Annotated in this window: 16 protein-coding genes; 9 read left to right on the forward strand and 7 right to left on the reverse strand. The window is 47.0% G+C overall.

Annotated features, from left to right (window positions below; all coding sequences use genetic code 11):
• The first annotated feature begins 36 nt into the window (after positions 1 to 36).
• Complete coding sequence (locus V144x_RS26525; protein ID WP_144989947.1) at positions 37 to 1,311, forward strand: lactonase family protein; 1,275 nt, start codon at positions 37 to 39, stop codon at positions 1,309 to 1,311.
• A 208-nt stretch (positions 1,312 to 1,519) separates the two neighbouring features.
• On the forward strand, positions 1,520 to 2,017 hold the full coding sequence (locus V144x_RS26530; RefSeq protein ID WP_144989949.1) for a nuclear transport factor 2 family protein: 498 nt from the start codon (positions 1,520 to 1,522) through the stop codon (positions 2,015 to 2,017).
• Between the two features lie 296 nt (positions 2,018 to 2,313).
• Here V144x_RS26530 and V144x_RS26535 read toward each other — a convergent pair whose 3' ends face one another.
• The 6 genes from V144x_RS26535 to V144x_RS26560 form a co-directional block, all read right to left on the reverse strand.
• Positions 2,314 to 3,255 (reverse strand): DUF1559 domain-containing protein, encoded by a 942-nt coding sequence (locus tag V144x_RS26535; RefSeq protein WP_232102649.1) that lies wholly within the window; start codon positions 3,253 to 3,255, stop codon positions 2,314 to 2,316.
• 43 nt (positions 3,256 to 3,298) lie between these two features.
• A complete protein-coding gene (locus V144x_RS26540) occupies positions 3,299 to 4,918 on the reverse strand; it encodes a permease (RefSeq protein ID WP_144989953.1) in 1,620 nt (539 codons plus the stop codon).
• A complete protein-coding gene (locus V144x_RS26545; RefSeq protein WP_144989955.1) occupies positions 4,915 to 5,592 on the reverse strand; it encodes a hypothetical protein in 678 nt (225 codons plus the stop codon). Before V144x_RS26545 ends, V144x_RS26540 begins: the two co-directional genes overlap by 4 nt.
• 59 nt (positions 5,593 to 5,651) lie before the next feature.
• Positions 5,652 to 6,629: an AAA family ATPase gene (locus tag V144x_RS26550; protein ID WP_197993091.1), complete on the reverse strand. Its 978-nt coding sequence runs from the start codon at positions 6,627 to 6,629 to the stop codon at positions 5,652 to 5,654.
• An 87-nt stretch (positions 6,630 to 6,716) separates the two neighbouring features.
• Positions 6,717 to 9,047, reverse strand: a complete 2,331-nt coding sequence (locus V144x_RS26555; RefSeq protein WP_144989957.1) for a transglutaminase-like domain-containing protein — start codon at positions 9,045 to 9,047, stop codon at positions 6,717 to 6,719.
• Positions 9,037 to 10,206, reverse strand: a complete 1,170-nt coding sequence (locus tag V144x_RS26560) for a DUF58 domain-containing protein (protein WP_144989959.1) — start codon at positions 10,204 to 10,206, stop codon at positions 9,037 to 9,039. The genes V144x_RS26555 and V144x_RS26560 overlap by 11 nt, the downstream gene beginning before the upstream one ends.
• A 621-nt stretch (positions 10,207 to 10,827) precedes the next feature.
• On the opposite strand from V144x_RS26560, the gene V144x_RS26565 reads away from it, so the two are divergent.
• The 6 genes from V144x_RS26565 to V144x_RS26590 all read left to right on the forward strand — a co-directional run bounded on the left by V144x_RS26565 (position 10,828) and on the right by V144x_RS26590 (position 19,386).
• Positions 10,828 to 11,292: a hypothetical protein gene (locus tag V144x_RS26565; protein WP_144989961.1), complete on the forward strand. Its 465-nt coding sequence runs from the start codon at positions 10,828 to 10,830 to the stop codon at positions 11,290 to 11,292.
• A 268-nt stretch (positions 11,293 to 11,560) separates the two neighbouring features.
• On the forward strand, positions 11,561 to 13,003 hold the full coding sequence (locus V144x_RS26570) for an efflux RND transporter periplasmic adaptor subunit (RefSeq protein ID WP_232102650.1): 1,443 nt from the start codon (positions 11,561 to 11,563) through the stop codon (positions 13,001 to 13,003).
• Positions 13,004 to 13,012: 9 nt separating this feature from the next.
• On the forward strand, positions 13,013 to 16,438 hold the full coding sequence (locus tag V144x_RS26575) for an efflux RND transporter permease subunit (protein ID WP_144989963.1): 3,426 nt from the start codon (positions 13,013 to 13,015) through the stop codon (positions 16,436 to 16,438).
• 46 nt (positions 16,439 to 16,484) lie between these two features.
• Positions 16,485 to 16,991: a hypothetical protein gene (locus tag V144x_RS26580; RefSeq protein WP_232102651.1), complete on the forward strand. Its 507-nt coding sequence runs from the start codon at positions 16,485 to 16,487 to the stop codon at positions 16,989 to 16,991.
• 251 nt (positions 16,992 to 17,242) lie between these two features.
• A complete protein-coding gene (locus V144x_RS26585) occupies positions 17,243 to 18,121 on the forward strand; it encodes an alpha/beta hydrolase (RefSeq protein WP_144989965.1) in 879 nt (292 codons plus the stop codon).
• Positions 18,122 to 18,282: 161 nt separating this feature from the next.
• Positions 18,283 to 19,386 carry an SUMF1/EgtB/PvdO family nonheme iron enzyme gene (locus V144x_RS26590; protein WP_197998651.1) on the forward strand — a complete coding sequence of 368 codons (1,104 nt, stop codon included), beginning with the start codon at positions 18,283 to 18,285 and terminating at the stop codon, positions 19,384 to 19,386.
• Positions 19,387 to 19,847: 461 nt separating this feature from the next.
• On the opposite strand, the gene V144x_RS26595 is transcribed toward V144x_RS26590, so the two are convergent.
• Positions 19,848 to 21,842 (reverse strand): MBL fold metallo-hydrolase, encoded by a 1,995-nt coding sequence (locus tag V144x_RS26595; protein ID WP_144989969.1) that lies wholly within the window; start codon positions 21,840 to 21,842, stop codon positions 19,848 to 19,850.
• A 638-nt stretch (positions 21,843 to 22,480) separates the two neighbouring features.
• Here V144x_RS26595 and V144x_RS26600 point away from each other — a divergent pair.
• Positions 22,481 to 22,852 (forward strand): nuclear transport factor 2 family protein, encoded by a 372-nt coding sequence (locus V144x_RS26600; RefSeq protein ID WP_144989971.1) that lies wholly within the window; start codon positions 22,481 to 22,483, stop codon positions 22,850 to 22,852.
• Positions 22,853 to 23,043 lie beyond the last annotated feature (191 nt).

A 23,043-nucleotide genomic window follows, 5' to 3' on the forward strand; every position in this document is an offset into this window, starting at 1 on the left:
TCTGTTCTCATTCCCTTACTCATTTAGAAAAACCTCATGAATCTTCCCAATCAATCTCGCCGTTCGTTTCTTAAAACTTCTGTTGCCATGTCGTCGAGTGCAATTCCACTTGTTGCTGGGCTGGCTCAGGCAAAATCGAATGATACGGAGAAGCCGCTGATGGCCTATGTCGGCACCTTCAGTTCTCCTTTAAAGGATGTGTTAGAAACTCAAGTTGACTTGCCACCTGGTAATGGTCGTGGAATTCATCTTTTCAAGGTGAATCGAGAGACCGGAGCTATGACACCTGCCGGCATTCATCCGATGGGGACAAGCCCAAGTTGCCTGGCCGTCAATGCAGAAGGCACGCGGCTTTATTCTACGAATGAAACTGATCGTGTGGGAAAAGAAAAGCATGGTTCCGTCAGCGCTTTCAAAATCAACAAACAAGATGGAAGTTTGGAGGCACTCAACACCGTTGATTCTGGTGGAGCAGGTCCTACTTATGTGAGTATCCATCCTTCCGGTCGTTTTCTATTGATCGCAAACTATTTTGGAGGATCTATATCAGTGCTTCCCATTCTGGAAGATGGTCGATTGGGAGAGGCGACTGACATTAAAAACGATGCCGGAAAAATTGGTCCGACAACGGCAACAAACGCGCCGAAAGGCAGCTTTGCCATCAGCGGACATGATCGAACACACGCGCACATGATTCAAAGCGATCCTTCAGGCCGTTTTGTCCTGCATGTCGATCTGGGCTTAGATAAAATCTATATCTGGAAGTTCAATGAAAAAACGGGAAAACTGACTGCGAATGATCCACCCTCAGTCTCGCTCCCTCCCGGCGATGGCCCTCGGCATTTCCATTTTCATCCCAATGGGCGTTGGTTCTATTCTATTCAAGAAGAAGGTTCGACCATCGTTTTGTTCGATTATGACTCGAAAGCGGGAACGCTGACGCCACGGCAAACGATTTCCACGCTGCCAGCCGAATTTGTGGGAAGCAACTTTTGCTCAGAAATTCTGGTTTCCGACGATGGCAAGTTTGTGTATGCAGGTAACCGTTTGCATGACAGCATCGGAATCTTTTCTGTTGGTTCAGAGGGCAAACTGACCTACATCGGTGAAGAATGGACACGCGGAGATTATCCACGTAGTTTCAGTTTCGATCCCACAGGGCGATTCCTGTATTGCTGCAACCAACGGGCAGATAACATCGCCGTCTTCCAAGTAGTCAAGAACACGGGCAAATTGAAATTCACCAACCACTATGCCGCTGTCGGCAACCCGTCGCACATCGTCTTTCTTGATCTGGCAAAAAAGGGATAGGTGACCCGTTTTTGGTTCCTGGAACCTTTGTTTGATTCATTCAGCCTAATATTTTTAATGATTGCAACTTCTTCACTTTTCTCTTGACAATTCCTCCCTGGTAAAACAGCATTTCACTGATTCTACCCTTCTTGGGTTATATTGAAGTCATTCAGTCTAATTCAAGTTAGGCAGCGTTCGAGAAGTCGAGAAAGCGAAAGGCTCTGCAATGACTGAATTAGAGATCTGGGTCGAGAAACAAAAGATTCACGAGCTGTGTGCGCGGTACACGCTGACTTTGGATCGCCACGACATCGAAGGTTGGGCTGACTGTTTCACCGAAGAGGCAGTGTTTGGATTCGGTGATGTTGCCTTGCGCGGACGAGACAAGATCGCAGCATATGGGCAAGTTCACAAAGAGCTAGGGTCGCGGCATCTCAACACATCGTTGCTCTTCGAGATCGACTCAAGTGGACAGCGCGCTACGGGACAGTCGACCACCGTGGTCACCTTTACGACGCGGCAGGGTTACAAGCTCGCCTTCCTGGGGCGCTACGACGATGAAGTTCTCAAAGTCGACGGACGTTGGCTGTTCTCGCGCCGCTGGGTCGTCGCGGACCCGCTTCCGGAAGATCCTGAATTCGATCTGCTTGGTGCGGACCCGGAGTTGGCGCCCCTGGCTCAGCGATTGCTGGATGCGTACCAGAGGCTTGGAGATCTCGCATAGCCAACATCGTTGACACCGCCTTATGGTGCTGCCGCTCAACAAGACATTGCACCAGACAGCGCCCTCAAATGGAATAATTAACCGATGGCGAGTGAAATCGAACGTAATGCTCCTACACAATTATGAATGAATCATCTGAACCAAGGCCGTGCGTCTTTATCTGATACTCGTCTCAGGATAAGTAGTTCGCCGAAGACTTCACGTTACGATTAAAGAAGTTTTGATTCGACGTCTGGTATGAAGACTAAAAAATCGGCGTTGGTAAGTCGATGATTGACAAGATGTTCGATCGATATTTAATATTCTCCAATCACTTCGCTTCCAGCCCGGGTGCCGAGGCCGTTGTAAATCGAGGCGTCGATATTTTCGCTGATGGCACGAACAGATCCATCACAGAGAACAAAGTGGCAAATTCCTTCATGAGGAGCGGAAAGCCCTTTATCATCACCATCGATTTGATTGGGACGAAATTGAGTTTCAAACAAAACCATATGCCCATGATCGTCTGCATAATCGGTGATTTCCCGAACAGCAGCCGACCAGGCATTTTCAAAGGCTGAATGCCCCCCAGCACTTGGATTGCTGGTGGGAAGTGGGCCATTTGTTCTCTCACCCAATGCGAGTGTATTCGAGAGACCATCAGCAATATCACGAACACGAGTACTGCTATTGCGATAAAAAACGCCTCTACTTTGAAGTGGAGTATCATCAAGATTCACTGTGGCATTGGAAGGCCCCCAGTTGGCGGCGTAGCTGGCTGCCGCGTATTGTTCAATCGGAGTGACTGAATCATCCCGGACCACATAAGCACCGGCGGAATAAGGATCAGAAGGACAAAGAAAGATGGGAAGATGCTGTTCCCGAGGCACGAGGTTCACCGCATCCCATACAGGAACATGGGAATCAAATTGTTGATACAGACTTGCCTGTTCGAGTTGTGGAAGAATCATCGATCCCCAGGCAAGACCTGCATGATTGGCTATTGCCGCTGCTGATCCGGCGGGACCAGGTTTGTGAATATACCCTGGAGGAAAAACGCGGTGAGTCGACTCATAGTTATGGAACGCCAACCCAATTTGTCTCATATTATTTTTACAAGCCGCACGCCGGGCTGCTTCGCGCGCCTGTTGAACGGCAGGTAATAATAACGCGATTAATACTGAGATCACAGCAATGACTACCAACAATTCAATGATGGTAAAACCTTTGCGTTTCATTTTTTGTTTTTTAAAAGGCATTTGAATTCCTTTGTCTCTTAAAAAAAGACTGATGTATATTCTATTAAGGATTATTTTTAAATTCTGATCGACATTGACGATAGACTTTATCGACATAGACAAGTAATGACTTCGCTTCCTGAAATTTTCCAGACGCGACATGGTTTTCCAGAGTGTCAAGGCTATAGAGTACCTCGTCGACACACTCGCGCCGTTTGGCTGAAACCGATCCGGTGCGAATCAGCACACTGGTTGATAGCTTCCCGGCATGTGTTCTCCACTGATTTAAACGTCGCTTTGTTTCGGTGACATCCTCCTGCTTTACCGAATCATAGACATAAGTGCGAATCGTATTCATGTCATCAAAAAGACTGTCAGATGAGGGGTAAAACAGGTACAATCCCACAATGGCGAGACTGATCACACAACATGCACCAGCGACAACAAGCTGAGCAGGTGTGAGGGCGGGATCCCACTTAGGATTTGTTAACTCATTTGATTCTTCAGATTCGTCTTGCTGATCTTCCAGTAAATGTTCGACACTAAGTCGCTTCCCGGATATTTTTAAAATAAGGCCTGCGAAGATAATAATCAGTAATAGCCCCAACCCGTAGGCTTCATCAGTGCGAATGGTTTTAGAGACTTTTTTGATGACCCATACCAGGTTTGCCTGAGCTGATTCGACATTCGCCAACCGAGTAAACGGATCAAAGGCATGAGTATGATCGGTGGTAGTCGCATTCCCGTGTATGAGCGTGCGATCGGCGGTTATACCAATGACAAGTGTAGAACCGATGAGAAGTGATACGAACAACATTAACGGTTTCAGCCCATAGTCGCGTCGAAGCCAGTTCGCTACTCCTACGTTCGCACCCGCCCCAAGAAGGATCAGAGCAAAAGCAGCACCCAGCGAATAACCATCCTGGACGATATGACCAAAGTGCATCATCACTTCTGTCGGAGTGACATAAACCGGAATAGCAACCAGTCCCATGATGATTGGCGCCAACGCATTGTCGCGTGTCAGACCCGTTTGTAAAATTCCATGCGGCAGGAAGGCTCCAAGGAAACCAACAGCCAGAAGCGCCAGTCCATAGTCAATAAAAACTGGTCCTACGAGTCCTCTTGCTGCCGTATCGCCCACCACCAGCAAACGGTTTACGCTATCACGTGGCGCTCTTTCGATCTGTTCCGGCTCTACATCCTGATTATCTGCTATCACGCGATTCCAAATGAGTCCGATGCCGACAGAAACGACAAATGTACCAACTCCAAAATAGACCAACATAATGGGGGTAATATGACTGAGTCCGTATATAATCGATACAGGATTGAGAACTGGGGCAACAAGAACAAAACTGAGTACTGTTCCGCTGGGAACCCCTGCTCGACGTAACTCTCGAGCGACGGGTAATGCGCCCAATGAGCAAATCGGTAACAAGATTCCAAGTGCCCACGCACGAAAGGGCCCCGTCCAATGACCTACCCCGAGGATCTTACGGGTGCGATCGGCCCCCACCATTCCACGAAGGATTCCTGCCGCGAATACCCCTGCCACCAGAAACGGTGCTGCGGCAACCATCGCTTCAGCAACACGTAGTGCACCACTCCAAAATGTCGTGTTGAAATCGGTGAGAAATCCCGTGTAACCGGGACCGTCGGCAATTAAAAACCAGTGTTTCACTTTGCCTTCTCCGGCTGAGGTGAATCCGGCTCTGAATCAGTCTGTTGCGTTTCCTTGCTCTCATTATTCTGATCAACAGTGAAACTAAAATTGAGACGCTCTCCGCCTAAAGTAATCTTGGGAATCACAATCAGCAACTTCTGGCTCTCACTGAATTTATCCGGGATGGTCGCAACAAACGTTGAAGACGGACTTTGATCGTCTTTGGAAGCAAATACAAGTTCACTCGCTCGAATCGGCTCTCCGTTGACCTCATTAATCAACGATAAAATTTCCTTCTCTTCCACCGGATAACTTTTTGACTTACCGTCGGCAGTTTCCGTTAACAGGTGAAAGGTGATGACTCCATCCACCACGGGCATGACTTCTGCGTGGTAATGCGCTTCTCCTCCCTTGTGATGTGAGTGCCCTATCGAAGTAATTTTCCCACCAAACAGCGGCTCACCATGTCTGTGACTATGGGAGTGAGGATGAGCATGAGATCCTTCGAACCCGTCCTGATGTTCGTGCTCATGTTCACTGCCTTCCCCATGCGCGTGTTTGTGCGTGTGATCGAAGTCCTCATGCATATCAGTGGTGACCGCGGGAGCTCCAGAATCTTCACATCCAACTGCGAGAACAACGATAGCAAAAAATAAAAATGGTAGTGATAAATAAGAATTAGGACCGTTCATTCTGCAAGTCTTTCATCTTGAGGTGCCAATTGTCACCGCAGGAAAATCAGTATTGTATGTTACTGAGCCGGGACTTCATATTTCGGAACACTGGTTGATTCCATGATTCCCTCGATGACCGGTATGGAATCTTCGTGATCAACGCCCAGCCTGACATCCAAAACAGGAACTGCGGTCTCAATAAAATCGTCTGGAATCACATATTGTCTCTGGTTAAGAAACGCACGCGCCTGAGCAATTCTCTGCCACATTAATAAACCCCGAGGACTCAAGCCCAGAGAGATTTCCGGATGATTTCTGGTAGCCTGTCCAAGTTTGATCAAATATTTTTGGACGGAACTAATCACGGGAAGTGAAGCCACCTGTTTCTGAATGCGAAATAACTGTGATTCTTCAAATAAAGGTTCGCAATCGCTATCAGATTCTGACTTGTCATCTATAGCATTCTCGAGCATCTTCAATTCATCCGTTTCGCCCGGATAGCCAATACTCAGTTTCATTGAGAAACGGTCAAGTTGAGCTTCAGGTAACGGATAGGTGCCATGTTGATCGATCGGGTTCTGGGTTGCGATGACAAAATAATTCTGTGCGAGTTCATAGCGCACTGCATCCACAGTCACTTGTCTTTCAGCCATCGCCTCCAGCAAGGCGCTTTGTGTCCTTGGTGTGGCCCGATTGATTTCATCAGCGAGCATCACGTCAGAGAAAACGGGACCGGTGCGAAACTCAAATTCATGTGTCTTCTGATTAAAGATATTGAACCCGGTAATGTCGCTCGGCAATAAATCGGGAGTACACTGAACTCGCGCAAATTTACCTCCAATGGAACTGGCCAACGCTTTAGCTAACATGGTTTTGCCAAGACCGGGGCGATCTTCAATTAATAAGTGACCTCGAGCCAACAGACATACAATCACGTGATCAACGACTTCCGCTTTCCCTTTTAGCGCGTGGTTGAGAGTTTCACGAAGCCGGTTAATACAACCAAACTCCTGATCCAAATTAGTTTGTGAATCTGTACTCATCATCGCTGACATTGCAACACTCGATCAAATTTAAAAAAATCAATAATAAAATGAAATATTCAACATTCCTGCTGTAAAGTCTCTTTCCCGCATTCACATTCAAGTTTTCTTCCAACGTGCTTCCTGGATGACCTGAAAACAACAATGTTTTATGTGATTGAGCTCTTCTTCAGAAATATTTTTTGAAGCATCCGGACAATAGGTTGCCCAGTTTGCATACGAAGAGAGTTCGTTTAATGACTGTGAACTCGCTGTAATATGTTCTGACGTTTGTTGAAACCATCGATTGATCGTAGTTGACTCCGGTCGTCGATAACCGGTCCACCGCATCCGTAATTCAATGAGCCATAGTGTACGGAGAACTAATTTTCTGATATCGCGGGGTTCAAAAACATAGAACCACCTTGTCAGCAGAATATCAGTGAAAACGAAACGAAAATGATACAAAATCGATCCGGAGGCAATCAGAGCCAGGCAGAGATAGAGATGTTTCCAGAACCAGAGCAGCCCCCCGACGAACGCATCATAAAATTTCTCATATATAGTAGGAGAGGGTCCTAAAATCTCATACCCCTGAGTCGGTTCAACCGTAAACCAGGACGAGGCCCCTAGCCCCACTCTCACTTCTACCCAGAAATGCACGTCATCGGAATGAACCGGGGTATGGTCTGAAGCGAGATCATAATCATCTGGGCTGGCATAAAAACCACTCACGACTCTGGTGGAATATCCAAGAGATCTGAGCATCAATGCCGTGGAGGTAGACATCATATAATCGGGCCCTGCTTTTTCTTCAAACAGGAACTCTTCGAGTGGCAGCTTGGACTCGTCATTAAAGGTTATCGTGCGATCATGCTGAAAATGTTCGCGATGATATTGCTCGATTTTCCTGATTTTATCCCAATCATCTTCAACGCCTGCAACAATATTTTCGGCGAGTTTTTTTACCTTCTTGATGACGGGTATTTCCGGTAGAGCCAGATGCTGTTTGTGATGGTTCACATTCCCATGTTTTACATCGCGGTACTCAACCAGATCAGCATCGGGGAAATGACTGATGATGCGGATGGGAACCAGCCGCGGCATCTCTTTTCGATCGAGCTTGACGATACTGTCTTGATGCCAGCCAAACATGTCGGGCTGATCGAGATAGTCAATATGAATTTCTTTCAAATGAAGCGGCGCAGGCAGCTGATTGGACCTCAAATGATTATTTGTAATCACATGCAATTCGTTCGGACATTCCTGAAAAAGCGAACTGATATTCGTACTCACAATGATCCAGGGTTTCTCAAAGCGTTCTTTCAACTCGAAACCTCCTTTTAGGTTTCTCGTTAGTGGCTCGCTGTGCCATTTCACTCCGTCGAAAATATCGTAAGTTTCCATGCGAAGATGCAGGGGAGTCCTGCCGGATACGTGTAACAACGCGTCTGATTTAAGCCCCTCGTTCGATTTTGTTTCTTCAGGTTTCTGCTCCCTGGCTGTAGAAAAATGACGATTAATATTTTCCGATTCCGGAAGCTCTCTCTCTTCTATGTTCTGGTCCTGCATTCTCAGACTAATCGCTCGGTCGACATTTTTCGCCATTTCTCCGTCATCTTTGTACTGGTCAAACATGATGTCATACAGGCTGGGTTCGTCTGATGAGATGAAGGGAGCATTTTCCACCGGCGCAAAACTACGGATGTCATACTTACCGGCCACGAGCAAGTCGCCATCACCTAACCCGTCTCTCGCGTATTGATCTTTATAACCTTCACCACCGGAACTGGGCATGATCCCCTTAAACGCATGGACAATCGGATTATTTCCCGACATAAACAGAATCAGAAGTAAAACCAAGGCGAGACAGGACAAGACTCCATGTTTTCTCCATTGATGTTTTTCCAGTGTCGGAATCAGGTAAGCTCTGATGCTGTTCCAATAAGAATAAAAGAGCCAGAAAAAGCCAACAATCAATTCCAGACCAATCAGAACGATGATATCGCGGCTCGAATTCGTTGTCGCTGAAAAGATAATCAAAAACAGAGATCCCCAGATGGCAATCTTCTGATATCTTTTCCAGCAACCGGCGGCTGCCATCACCAATAAGGTATTTTTCACACTGAACATCATGATGAGTTCAAATGGTCTGCCTTCTCCCCAAACAGCACGCTTAACCGGTTCCCATAAGAGACTGAGCAACATGACCGCCAACAGGAGCGGAGAAATATACGCATCGTTTTTCATTTCTCTTGCCAGACGGACAAAATAGCGCATTCCCAACACAACTACTGAAAGTTCAATCCCAAAATTGACCGCGATCCAAATTCGAGAATAACGTCCTTCCGCATCGGAGATTGAAAGCGCCAGCGCCGCGATCAGAACCATCACAATGGTCGTGATGTGTAGAACGGGACTGGATAAAGCTGTATTCTCGTTATGTCGCATAACAGGCTTTCTTCCATCGATCGACAAACTCTTTATTCCGGCTTTCTTCCGGATCGTTCAGCTTTAACCACGGTTCGCACTGGCAGGAAGAAGCGGCTTCCATTTCTTGCTCAAAATTATCATGAACGACAATGATTCTCTGATTGTGCTGGGCGTGACGAAAACTGAGGTGCTTTTCATACCCACGACTCGTGGTCACGACAATTTGAGAAAGCGATGAAACTTTGTGATGCAATGCGGAGTCTTGAACGCCTTCCACAGGAACATGTGCCAAGGCGTCAAACAGCTTCCTGAGTTCATAAGAATCATTCTCACAACGAAATAATTTGTCGCCAACAAGACATTCCACCCAGGCATGTTGTTGATGCAGAGACTCACAAATACTGGCGGTAATTCTGAGAACGGCTTCCAAAGCAGCTCGATGCTCCGCTTTCGTTCCATAACTGGAAGGATTGAGATCGGGAATCACTCTTAATGCACAGACGGATGCGGCCTGTCGCTCGGTCACAATCATCTGCCCCTGCCTTGCCGTCTGAGCCCAGTGAACGCGCCGCAGGGAATCCCCAATTCGAAACTCCCTCGTGCCTGTCACATCTCCAAAATCGCCGACGCGATTGGAAGCAAACCTGTCTTCGCTTGAGTTAACCTCTCTGATTTCTGGCATAGATGTCAGAGTCTGCACTTCGGGCCAGACAATCAATTTTGACTCCACGGAGAGTTCCCTTTTTTTTCGGTAGAGACCAAAGGGAAAAGCGGTTTCCAGAAAAGCGGTTTGTGTAGAATAAACCCCGCGTTTCCGGGGAGTAAAAGACCACTTGAACTCACTCACTTTCCAACCGGGGATGTATTCTATGGCAACTTCACATAAGTGACCAGATTGCTCAGAGAAACGATGCCTGAGATAAACCCCCCAGGCAGGCCAGGGCCAGCGGTTTTTAACAATCAGTCGGGCGCCTACAGATTCACCGCATCGGACCCTGCGTTTATTGAATGCCACCTCGGCAACGATTCCGGACATACTGATCCAGGGCCAAACCACACCGGTTAAGACGACAAGCAAGATTGCTCCCGCTATGTAAAGAATTGCGGTATTCACGAGGATCCCGCAAATCAACGCTGTCAGAACACTGATCGCCAGGCACCAAAACGGGTTTTTCATCCAATAAACCCATTTATTGAACTGAGGGCAAAAATCGTAATTCAGTGCTGAGACCAACGATTGACTTCGTAATTTCAATGAACCGACACTTTCTTCAATCTGACTTTGATGACATAGTTTACCAGAAGGGACTTCAGGGACGTTTACCCCCTAAGTTTGGGAGAAAAATGAGCGTAAGGCATATAAGAATTATTATTTACAGCCCAAGAAACCAATTCAATATGCAATTACAATTAATATGCAATATTAATACAATTTTATTTATAGTGTTTGGTTGTATCGGAGAATTATGGTTTTTTGCTTACTATCAAAGAAGTTAGTCAATTCAAAGAGGTAGGGAAAACACAACGTTTTTTACGGACTGAAGTGCCTTTTGGTTGGGTTTGACGGTGCTTGATGAGGGATGAGCAATGATGGCGATCTAGAGAAGACAACTGGAGACAATAATATCCTTCATTATTAACACGCAAGCCCATCATACAAATCTTCCATGGTTTAGGATTCCCAGTCATATGGATATAATATACTTCAACGGGAGTATTTTGATGTTGAGTCTGGACTTTAGAAATATGAGCGTTAGGATGTTTTAAGATTTTGGCATTTAATATCGAAAGTCTGGATATGAGTCGAAAAATTGTGTCCCTCATCTTGATGCCATGTGTACTGCTGATTCAGTCAGTTACTTTTGGCCATTCTCACGGAGGCAACCAGCCTGCGGGACACAGCTTACGTCCACATATTCACGTAAGTCATCCCTCTGAAGATGGAATTCATCACCATTGCCCTAATGACCACAATCATAGTGATGGACATCATTCGGATCATGAAAAGCAAAATTCGACGCAATTTGATTCGCCTTTTGATCACGATTCATCTGCTGTCTATCTCAGCAATACGGATATGACTGTGGGGTCACGTTCCACTTTCGAGTCAGGAATGGTAGACCTCTTACAATGGTTTCCTCTCGGGTGGGCTTCAGCCTGTGTCTTTTTGCAGAACACTGCAATGAGACAGTATGATTTTCAATGCGCGCCCCCTGATTCAGAATCACCGCTCTTTATCCGCCACCACGCTTATTTAATATAAGCATCTCATTACGCAGGTAGTACCAGTTATCAGCTTGGTATGCGCTGCGCTCTGCTTTTGGCGTCGACCCCTTGCGCGATAAGTTCCATCGTTTCAATCTATCGTTTGTGGTCGGACAATTTCTCTTTTAATGCTTTTGTTCTTCGCAAGATGCGAGGGAGGTTTTGATGTGTCCGTTTTTTAATTCGGTTCTGCTTGGGACAGGGCTGATCCTTGAAGTCCTGTGGTCCTCAGCGCCTGTCCCTCCTTTACCTGTAAAGGAACAATCATGAAGAAACTTCTTCAAGCGGTGAAACCCATCCTGACAATTGCTTTCGTAGTGGTACTGATAGCTACCGGGTATTTCACGCGTGACCATTGGTTGCCTCTATTACAACAGAACAGGACAGCCAGATCGGATAATGTTTCCGCCACAAAAACAAAGCCAGGTGACACGAAAAGCTCAGCTTCCGAACAGATCATTCTATCAGATCAGGCCATTGCCAATTTGGGTTTGAAAGTGAGATCAATACAACCAGAGACCTATTGGAAAACGCTACAGGTTCCGGGAATGGTCATCGATCGCCCAGGCCACAGTGACCGTGGTATTATTTCTCCCGTCGATGGTGTGGTTGAGAAAATGAATTATTTTCCAGGTGACACTGTTCGCCCGGGAGATGTGCTCTACACGATTCGTATTCTTAGCGAGTCTTTGCAGCAGACCCAAACAAAACTGTTTAAAGATATGCAGGAAACCAAACTCGTAGAGTCAAAGAAGAAGCGTTTAGAGTCTGCAAAAGGGGCAATCCCCGGTTCCCGGATTATTGAAGTCGCCAATGAAATCACGCGACTTAAAGTTGCTATCAAGGGATATCAACAGGAGTTGCTCAATCGGGAGTTTACACAGAAACAATTGAAAGAAATCGCTGCCGGTAATTTTGTTAAAGAGCTGAATATTCGCGTTCCCTCTCAAACTAATGAGTCCAGACCAATGGGAACTTCAGCAGTAATGCAGGCGACAGGTAAGGATGTAAAACCAGAATCCTCGCCCATCTTCGAAGTTCAGGAAAGTAAAGTTGACTTGGGCCAGCAGGTCAAAACGGGACAGATGCTGTGTCTACTCGCAAATCACCAGTTACTTTCAATAGAAGGTCGTGCCTTTCGAGATGAAATACCGCTTCTTGAACGAAGTATAAAAGCAGGCTGGCCTACCAAAGTAGACTTTCAGGAAAATGTGTCGGCAGATTGGCCTCCCATTAATCAAGATTTTCTGATTCAGCATCTGGCAAATGTCATTGATCCGATTAAACGTACTTTTGCTTTTCGCATGCCGTTGGAGAATCAGTTTCGAGTTGTAAAACAAAATGGAAGGCCCCAGGTACTTTGGCGGTTTCGACCTGGCCAAAAAGTCCGCATCTTGATTCGAACCGAAAAGCTTGAAAACGTATTCGTACTTCCTACGGATGCGGTTGCTCGTGACAATGCTGAAGCATTTGTATTTCTCCAGAATGTCAACACGTTTCAACGCAAGGCAGTTCGAGTCCTGGAACGAGATCGACGCTATACCGTCGTTGCCAATGATGGATCGCTTATCCCCGGTTCTTTTGTTGTACAGAGTTCTGCCGAACAGTTGAATCGAATGCTGAAATCGTCATCGGGAAATGACTTACCAGAAGGCTACCACATTCATGCGGATGGCAGCCTCCATAAGAACGAAGACGAAGGGAAATAGGGGAATATCGTGCTTAACTCTATCATCCGACTCTCACTGACTCATCGAACGCTGGTCCTTGCAGCCTGTCTTGTTGTCCTGGCATACGGGGGTTATTTAACGACAACATTACCGATCGATGTATTCCCTGATCTCGATCGTCCGCGCGTTGTTATTCTGACAGAGTGTCCTGGCCTGTCGTCTGAAGAAGTAGAAACTCTTGTTACGTTTCCAATTGAAACAGCAATTCTGGGAGCCAATGGAGTCGAAGATGTTCGCAGTCAGTCCGGTCAGGGTATGAACGTCATCTACGTCGAATTCAGTTGGGAAACCGAACCTCGATACGCTCGGCAAATTGTTTCAGAGCGTCTGGCAAATGTACCGATGCCACCGGGTATCCGCCCGATAATGACCCCCCAGGCATCCATTATGGGACAGATTCTTCACATCGGGATTCATCGCAGACAAGGACCACAAGGTGGAGATTTAACGCAAGTTGGACAAACACCATTTCTGGCAGAACGTACTGAAAGCGATGGTAAGGCTGTGCTAACTGTCTGGGATCCGGTGAGCCGAAACGATCTCAGTTTGTGGAAGAAAGTCGAAGTCGAGAATCCCCTATGGAATCAGGCAAGCCCGAAGCGAAACGTGACCTTTGTTTGGAATAAACGGTCCTACGAAGTTGTTTTCCCGACTCCTCTGCAAGAACGCATGAATCTGCGTACCACGGCGGATTGGGTGATCAGACCACGATTACTGAAGTTAACTGGCATCGCTGAAGTCATTGTCATGGGTGGTGATGAAAAGCAGTATCAGGTCCTGGTCGATCCGATCAAGCTACAAGAATATAACGTTTCGCTTCAAGAAGTTGAGGCAGCGGTCCAGGCTAATAACCTGAATGCCAGTGGTGGGTTCATCATCGGTGGCCAGACGGAACGTCCTGTGCGGGTGATTGGTCGTCTTGGCTCGCTTGCAAACGACGTCCTGGAAGAACTCCGAAAAGCCCCAGTCAAAATGAATGGGGATCGGACCGTGTTGTTATACCATGTGGCACGAATTGAGGAAGGCCCTGCTCCGAAACGTGGTGATGCTAGTATTGATGGACAAGCTGGAGTCGTGATTACGATTGTCAAACAACCGCATGCTGATACTCGAAAATTGACTGATGATGTGATGGCGGCACTGAAAGATGTAGAATCAACACTTCCTGCCGATATCGTGATCAATACCAATCTATTCCAGCTCAAGAGTTTCATTGATCGAGGGATTTACTACGTTGAAGAAGCGCTTGTGATTGGAGCTGTTCTCGTTGTCATCGTACTGTTTTTGTTCCTGCTCAATCTACGCACGACGTTCATTACGCTGACGGCCATTCCTCTGTCTTTGGTGATCACAACGCTTGTATTCCGGATTATTGGTGTCATTACTGGGACTGAACTCTCTATTAATGTGATGACGCTGGGGGGAATTGCAGTTGCCATTGGTGAACTGGTGGATGATGCCATTGTGGACGTGGAAAATATTTTTCGACGTCTGGGAGAAAACAACACGAGTCCCAATCCTAAACCCGCTATTGTTGTCGTATATGAAGCAAGCAAAGAAATCCGTTCGGCAATCATATTTGGCACAGCAGTCGTTGTGCTGGCTTTTATGCCACTTTTTGCTTTGTCTGGTGTGGAAGGTCGCCTGTTTGCCCCACTGGGAGTTGCTTATATTGTCTCTATCCTGGCGTCATTACTGGTTTCACTGACTGTCACACCGGTACTCTCTTACTACCTTCTGCCTCAAGCAAAGGCAACGCATAACCACCAGGATGGGCGATTACTGCGAGTGCTAAAGTGGGGAGCCAGCTTCCTGATTCGTTTCAGTATACGACGTGCAGGAATCTTACTGGTTTTGACCTGGGTATTGGTTGGTATTAGTGTTTGGGAATTGTCGAAGTTAGGAGCCGATTTCTTACCCAAGTTTGATGAAGGCAGTGTGCAGATTAACGTGACTTTACCGGGTGGATCTTCCCTCAAAGCATCGAATGAAGCATCTACCCTGATCGACAAGCAACTTGTGAAAATGCAGAAATCTTCGGACAACCCAAATGGACCAGTGTTACACTTTTTTCGCAGGACCGGTCGGGCCGAACTGGATGAGCACGCTCAACCAGTCAATGTGGGTGAGTACATTTTGACAATGAACCCCGATTCCGAACACGGTCGTGATGAGTTTCTGGATACTTTACTTTCATATTTGCGTTCCAACGTGCCCGGGGTGGGAATTGAGGCAGAACAACCGCTTTCACACCTCATCAGTCACATGTTATCCGGCGTCAAAGCCCAGATTGGTATTAAGCTTTATGGGGATGATCTGGATAAACTGCGCGAGTTGGCCGGACAGGTTCGCGATGTCATCGCTGATGTACCAGGCGTCACGCCCCCTATCATCGACCCGCAGGAACGGGTAGACGAGTTGCATGTTGTTCTCAAGCCAGATGAACTGGCCTTTTTCGGACTGAGTCGGGAGTACGTAGCCAATTTTGTGCAGACGGCATTAAAAGGGGAAGCGATATCACAAGTATTAGTGGGGCAACGACGATTTGACCTGGTGATTAAACTCAATGAGCTATACCGTTCCGATCCCTATAACCTGGGAGAGCTGCGCCTTGATCTTCCTGATGGACGAGGGCAAATTCGTTTACGAGAGGTGGCCGATTTCCCGGGGTCAGCCAGTGGTCCTAATCTGGTCAATCGGGAAAATGTCAGAAGGCGACAAACAATACGTAGTAATGTCTCAGGACGTGACCTCGCCAGCGCTGTCGTTGAGATTGAAAAACGAGTGCGTGATCAGGTCACACTGCCGACCGGTTACTTTGTTGAGTTCGGAGGACAATTTGAAGCACAGAGGTCTGCCACGTTTTTGATTACGATCTTGGCGGCAGTCTCAGTCGCTGGAATTTTTATTGTTCTTATGATGCTCTATCCGTCAGCCCGAATCACGTTTCAAATTCTGAACGCCATTCCGACAGCCTTCATTGGTGGTGTCTTCGCACTGGTTCTAACCAATCAGACTCTCACAGTAGCAAGCATGGTAGGCTTTGTGTCTCTCGGAGGCATCGCCGTTCGTAATGGAATTCTGCTAGTTACTCACTATTTTCATTTAATGGAAGAAGAGGGAGAAGCTTTTACCCCTCAAATGGTGTTGCGCGGCAGTCTGGAAAGACTTTCTCCGGTTCTAATGACCGCGTTGACTGCCGGTATTGCATTGGTTCCTCTTGTTGTCGGTGGTAATAAACCGGGGCTGGAAATTTTATACCCCGTTGCCACTGTGATCTTAGGAGGATTAATAACTTCCACGTTTTGCGAATTTTTTATTCATCCCGGACTATTCTGGAAGTTCTCGGGGAAAGATGCCGATCGACTAGTCCGCAGTGAAAGTTCTGATGAAGAACTACTGCGAGCTGTATAAAGATGAAATACACTCTCACTATTTTTCTAATGCAAAGGAAAACAAAATGATGTACACAAAAATTTTAATCCTGATTCTAGCAGCGTCAATTGTCACAGGTTGTTCAGATAAAGGCAGCAGAGACGCTCCGACGACTAAAACCACACCACAACCCGAAAAGAATAATGAAGTCGATAGCGACAAAGAACATGCACCACACGCCCACGGTGCGGGACCGAACGGTGGTGTTGTGTTTGATCTTGGCAAGCATCACGCCGAGTTCACCGTCGATCATGCCAAGCAGGAATGCATGATTCTTTTTATCGGTGACGATGAAAAAACACCAGTGGCTGTTACAGCCAAAGAACTAACTTTAACTACAAAAGAAACAAAGACAGAAGAGGGAAAAGTAGTGCCTCCCATGACAGTGAAACTGGTCCCCCAAGATGAAACTGACGGGAAAGCAACAAAGTTCGTTGGAACAGATCCTGGAATTGGCAATGTAGCCGCCTTTGAAGGGACTATTCTGGGAGAGGTTGATGGCAAGCCTTCTCAAGGTGAGTTTAAAGAATGAACTATCTGGAAAGAAGCTAAGAAACCTATTGAGGTCGCCGCCATTGCTTAAAAACAGTTGCGGCGGTCTTTTGACACTGCCACATAGTTAAAACAAGAAAATAGTTCTGCAATTTCTGCTATAAAAAAGTGCGGTCCACAAAATCAGTTTTCTTGCATCAGTAACGCCACTGTTGTAAGGTGAAAACACTTACGTTGAAGCCGCATTCGATAATTCTTCCCGCCATCTTGCAATGAACAGGAATCTACAGCATGAATCCCAAACTTATTCTCGCTATCGTATTCCCACTTCTATCCCTCAATAACGTTGCGCTTTCACAGAAGTTGACGTCCGACATTCCGTACGTGGCGAACGGTCACAATCGTCATGTTCTTGATATTTACACGCCGGAAAAGCCAGCTAAGAAAAGCCTGCCGGTCGTGTTCTGGATTCATGGTGGCGGATGGCGAGTTGGGGACAAGAGTGATGTTGCACTGAAACCGAAAGTACTGACTGATCGCGGTTTTGTCTTTGTTTCGACGAATTATCGACTTCTTCCGGAAGTGAAAATGGAGGAGTTGATTGGCGATGTTGCCAAGTCGCTCGCTTGGGTGCACAAGAACATTGCAAAGTATGGCGGTGATCCCAACCGAATCTTTGTGGGGGGACATTCTGCCGGCGCTCAGTTGGCGGCGTTAATTTGTATCGACGATCGCTATCTAAAGAAAGAAGGGGTGCCGTTCGATATGCTCAAAGGTTGTGTTCCGGTTGACGGAGATACTTACGACATCCCCAAGATCATCATGACAGCAGAGTTCCGCCAGGCACTCTACGGCGGCAAGATGTTTACCTTTGGTCATCGGCAAAAATTCGGAAACGACCCAGAAAAGCATGTTGATTATTCTGCCGTAACACATGTGAAGAAAGGCAAAGGCATACCGCCGTTCCTTATCCTCTATTTTCCCGGTAATCCAAACACAAGAGCTCAGGCGCGAAGATTGGAAAGTGTCCTGAAAGCGTCGGAGATTCCAACAACCGTGTATGGCAAAAGCGATAGCAACCACAGTCGCCTGAATAACGACCTTGGCAAACCCGATGACCCGGCAACACAGCAACTTTATGAGTTTCTGGATTCATTAGTTTCGCAGTGAGAAGTAGTATGCGAAAGATAATTCCGACACTCCGGTTGTGTCTCCCGATTCATTCCATCACTGTTGATCGCGGCGGGTTCAGTGGCGAAGGCTCGTGCCACAACCTATCATAGAACGAGTAAGAGGAATTAAATTCCAGGAGTCCTTAAATGCAATCGGAATTGGCTAGTTCGAGCGGTGTTCGACTGATTCCAGTGACTCCTGGTTCATTCATCATGGGAAGCCCGCAGAGTGAAGTGGGGCGCGCGTATTGGGAAGAAGAACGCGAGGTTACGTTAGCGCATGAGTTTTATCTCGGCGCGACGCCCGTGACACATCGTCAGTTCGAACTCGTAATGCCCGACTTTCCAAGGCAACTCGCACACCATCCGTCAGCCGCGGACGCACCCGTCGATTCGGTCCCCTGGAAATCGGCGACCGAGTTCTGTGAAAAGCTCACCACGATTGATCGTGAAGCCGGCATTTTGAGCAGCGATTGGGAGTATCGGTTACCGACCGAAACAGAATGGGAATACACGTGCCGAGCGGGGACATCCGATGCGACTTATGGCCCGCTGGATTCCATTGCCTGGCATTTCGGAAACTCAGATCTCCGACCGCATGCGGTCTGCCAAAAATCACCAAATCCGTGGGGGTTCTATGACATGTTGGGCAATGTCTGGGAAATGTGTCAGGACTGGTTTTGGGTTAAATATCAGCAACGGGCTTGCCGTGGTGGCAGCTACTTCAACACACAAAAGTGCTGTCGCGCAGCCACACGCGCTAACTACGGAGGCGGCCGCTACTGCGGCTTTCGCCTGACAGCCGCTCCGGTCGGACCGTACGACTTCTGTCCTTCGATCGAAGAATACTCGACCCCGCCCGCAAAACCATCGATTTTCGACGCGTTCGACGCCAAGGATTTCGCATTGGCAGAGCAGATCCTGGCCGATGATCCTGATCAACTTGAAGCAGTCGATGCAATTCCGCCCAATTTGCACGGGTGCGTCTACTTGGACCGGCCCGAGATGTTGGAATGGCTGCTGGACCACGGCGCGGATATTGAGCTACGCGAACAGGATTACGGGGGGACACCGCTGAACGGCGCTGTCGTCCACCGAAACAAAAGGATCATCCGGATTCTGGTGGAACGAGGTGCGGATACAACAAGCGCCATGGATCTTGCGCAGCGCGGATTGGCAGGAGAATTCGAATATGATGCCAGCCTTGATCGTGAGGGATATCGGGAAATCGTCGAATTACTTCGAGAGCTCGGCATCGAATAGCATTCCGTCTGAGGAGATGGTATCCAATAATGAATTTCGAAAGAGCAACTCCGTTTCCTGCGGTGGGACGGTTCGACAACCCGATGCGAGTTAGATAGAGGTTGAATGTCTAAACCAAATTGATACTCACCTCGGCAGGAAACACCGAACCGTGCGTGCCCGGGACGTCACCACTGTTACGCCGAGTTCCCCAGAGTCTTTGGTGACCATTCAGGAAGATTCGAGCAGGCTGCTAAAGATCGGAAAGCCATTAGATATCCGAATTGCTCCGGAAACCGTCCCATTTCACTGACACAACCTATGGAGTAGATAAATCTGCATTCGGTTAGCGGTGAAAAGGATCCCAAATCGCCGTAAGAGATTTTCATCAATAATTGTTCGCATCATTCATCACTTGCGGCACACTCAATTATAACGAACGAATTTCAAACAGCATCAGGCAAAATGTTTGTATTTCGCATTTATTTATTTGTTTCCTGCACACGGATGAGAAAGTCAAATAACTCGCCATAATGTTTCTCATCCAGAGTGATATCAAAGGGGACAATATTCACTCCCTGGGAGACAGTACTGCGATCGATCGAGAGTTTCACTTTATAGTTCTGGCGACTCTTAGGGCCGATGGTGCCTTCCAGAACAGTCGGTTCCGCTTTCACACCAGGAGGCAGTTTTAATTTGACTCGATGTCGCTGTGGTGATTCCCGGAAGTTGCGAATGGTTACCGTGATGTTCTGTACGTTGTCTTTGCTAAAATCGATACGGTAGGGATAAGCTGAGACCCAGTATGGATCATACAGGTATTCGTAATCTTTGTCGGGCAGTAAATCACGATACAGTGTGATAATTTGTTTTGACCACTCATGATAACGATGTAAGAAGTCGGCAGGTTCATCCATGACATAGGAATGGCTGCCCATTACGATGTCAGGTTTAAGATTCTTCAAATAACGACTGCCGTATAGATAGCCTTCCTCAAAGATCGCACTATTGCGTGCGACCACTGCTTCGTGTCCGTTTTGTTTTTTGTCAGCGGGATTTCCGAACAGATTATCGCCAGTGAAGGCGACCCGTTTGCCATCCAGTTCCAGCCACAAGCAACAGCCGAATTCCGTCTGGCCGGGCATCCAATCGACTTGGATTTGATAGCCTTCCCACTGGATTGTTTCTCCATCGCGAAAACCTTTTTCAATCTTCATGCCATCGAAGCCATCGCGATAGGCCGACACTAGAGCGGCATAATCATAGCGGCGAGGGTGTTCACACTTATCGACAATGCGATCCAGAGTCCACGCCTGGGCACCGTACTTTTGCTTAAGGGTGGGGCCGAGCAGGAAATGATCGCCATGCATGTGTGAAATCCAAAATGCATCGATTTCCTTCAAACCCATATGTGCGCGCAAGCCGACGATGATTTCTTCTAACATCGACTTCGGAAACAGTCCGCAATCGAGAATCAACCCTTTACCATTATCGGAAATGATGATCGCAAAGTTTTTTCCTTTGGTTTCGTGGCTAAGCTTATAGAGGTGTGGCGTTACCTGGCTGATCAATGGGACTACCGTTGGTTTGGAGAAGGAATCCCGATCTTGTTCCGTTGATTCGAACACCTTGTATCCACGGACGTAGCTTTGGCGAAATGCCGCTAATTTCTGTTGGTATGCTTTAAGTTGCGTTCTCGGATTTTGGATGAATTCGCCCTGCGATGGTAACACCAGGTCAAGCTCCTGGTCGGTCAGCAGCTCGACCGATTTAATCAACGTATCCACACCCTTGGCAAAACCGTAGTCCCATTCTGAATCGAACCATGTTGTCATTTTAGCGTCATCATGGATAACGCCTCCAGTGAAAGCGATTTTTTTTTCGCCCAGAGTAATCACGTACGTCATACCTCCGGGAGAATGCCCGGGGGTGTCCAGACAGCGGAAATCCATTTCATGCCAGGAAAAAACTTTTCCAGGTTCTAATGCTTTATCAATGCGAATCGCATTCTGGGGAGGCCGAACATAGCTTGCTCCATAAACGGAAAATCGGTCCCCCAACTTGGGGTACCACTTGCGGAAATCTGTTGGTTTTTCAAACAGTTCTTGTTCTGAGTTGGGAGCAGCGATTTTCGTTTTAGTTCGATCTACGCGATTCATTCCCTGACATTGTTCACGATGATGATGCGTAAATAAAATCCACTCGACGTGTTTGACACCGATATCATCCAAATGATCTAAAACAGTACCGTCACCAAGATCAATTAATACTGCTTTATCGTTATCTCGGATGACATAGACATTGCAAGTGTCGGTCCAGACAAAGAGATTTGGCAATATTTTCGGGGCAGGTTGACGAAACCCTGATGTGGAAGTTACAGGTTTTTCCTGAGCTGACGTGCTGTTGGGGAAAAGGTTTAAAAGAATCATACAAAGGACAATAGCAACTCGCAGTGACCAGGATGGTATAGAACACATGATGTCGCCCTTGTGAATTTCGATTTGTATAGAATTAAATCACCTCTTTTCATACCAAAAATTCAATTGTTGGACAAGATTGCAGCAGCTTCAACAGAACCATAACGTTTGTAATTTGCCGCAGAGCATCGAATGTATTGGTAAAATGAATTCAAAGATCAACAGGTTTGTTTTAGTCCACGAAATCTGATCTATCAAGTTCTGAAGCGGTTAAAGGAGGCAGGTCACGAGCGCAATTTCCTATGCTGACTGCTCCAGAAGAAAACATGATGCCCAGCAAAGGTTCCCCGCTCCTGTGAAGCGAGTTCGTTCTGATTACTCGTTCTTGCTGGATACAACCCAATATACTTTTCTGTTTTTTCATATCTGCAAATGACTTGCTGTACCTATCCAATATCGATGAAGTATCATATTTAATAAAGGTGTGTGATATGAAACGTCTGAGTCACGAAATTTGAACAAGTCCAAGCAATTGAAAAACAAGTTCGTAGCGGATAAGTTTCAGTTACTTACATCAATTCCATTAAGCGGCACGCGCACATCAGATCGTCTCAATAAATTGTTCAAAGCGCTTCAACAATCTCTCGAACAAAGTAGGACCAGGTAATCATTGTGTGAACCAGGAAGGAGTGGAGAAAATGACTGAGGAACACCCGAACGTCACTCTACTAAAGCGATTTGATCCAAGAAACGTAATTGGAACTGCGGACGTATTTGCGGAAGACGCCGTTTGGCACTTCTTCAATCCACTCCTGCCGGATATTCAGGGCGACTATGTCGGCCGGAGCGGACTTCAAACCTTCTTCGAGAAAATGGCAAAGCTGACTGATGGCACCTTTAAGGTCACCCCAGTCTCTGTCACCCCAGTCGGAGATGAACTGCTGGTAATGCAGACCAAAAACACGATGATTTTGGAAGAGGAGCAAATCGCAACAGACGTGGTCCTCGTATGGCGTATCGTTGACGGCCATATTGTAGAGGTCTGGGATATACCGTCCGTTTATAGCTGACATACTTCTTAAATGTAAGAGTTATGTAGGGCATCGCTCGTGTAGATTAAAACTCGCGATGCCGAACAGTGACTTGCAAAAATTGATCCGTTTAGGTCAATCGTCTACATCTTCGGCATCGTCTGCTTCTTACACTCTTTCCCATAATCTTCCCATGATCACTTTTTTCACAGAAGTCGAGTTGCTCAATT

Origin of the sequence: Gimesia aquarii, from assembly GCF_007748195.1 — a bacterium.
Lineage (GTDB): Bacteria > Planctomycetota > Planctomycetia > Planctomycetales > Planctomycetaceae > Gimesia > Gimesia aquarii.